This window comes from Aminobacter sp. P4_D5 (assembly GCF_056401815.1).
On the sequence record NZ_JBFUIP010000939.1, the window covers coordinates 1 to 626 of the forward strand.

Here is a 626-nt window from a genome sequence, read left to right on the forward strand (position 1 = left end):
GCGCGAGGGCGGGCCGGGAGAAGGTGAAGGCACTATCGAAAAAGAGCTCATCCTCCGAATTGGACAGTGCGGCATCGAGATCGGTGGTCCAGCGCGTGATGCCGGTAGCGGTGGCGAGAGCCGTCAGCTTCTCCGCATTACGCCCGACCAGGATGGGGTCGGGCAAAAACCGGTCGCCATTGGCCAGCAGCAGCCCGCCCTCCTTGCGGATGGCAAGGACGGAGTTGATGAGGTGCTGGTTCGTCCCGATGCGGCCGGTGACGCCGTGCATGATGATTCCGAGGCGGCGCGTGGCCATATACTTCTCCCGTGTGGTTCAGGCGTGGCGCTACGCCATCATCCGGTAAAGCTCGCGGTTCAGCTCGGCCACCATGCGCGCGAATTCGTCCGTGAGGCGCAGCTCAGGCAGCCGCGGGCGCGGTAGATCCACCTGGATGATGCGCTCAATGCGTCCCGGGCGGGGCGTCATCAGCACGATGGCGTCGGAGAGGAAGACAGCCTCGGCTAGCGAATGCGTGACGAAGAGCACCGTCTTGCGGAAGGCGGCATGGACGCGCATCAGTTCGATGCCCATGCGGTCCCGTGTGATCTCGTCCAGCGCGGCAAAGGGCTCGTCCATCAGCAGC

2 pseudogenes are annotated in these 626 nt (G+C 64.7%); both read right to left on the bottom strand.

Annotated features, from left to right (window positions below):
* Positions 1-298, bottom strand: a pseudogene (locus AC1DWF_RS35915) (Gfo/Idh/MocA family protein); the annotation flags it as partial.
* A gap of 30 nt (positions 299-328) precedes the next feature.
* Positions 329-626, bottom strand: a pseudogene (locus AC1DWF_RS35920) (ABC transporter ATP-binding protein); the annotation flags it as partial.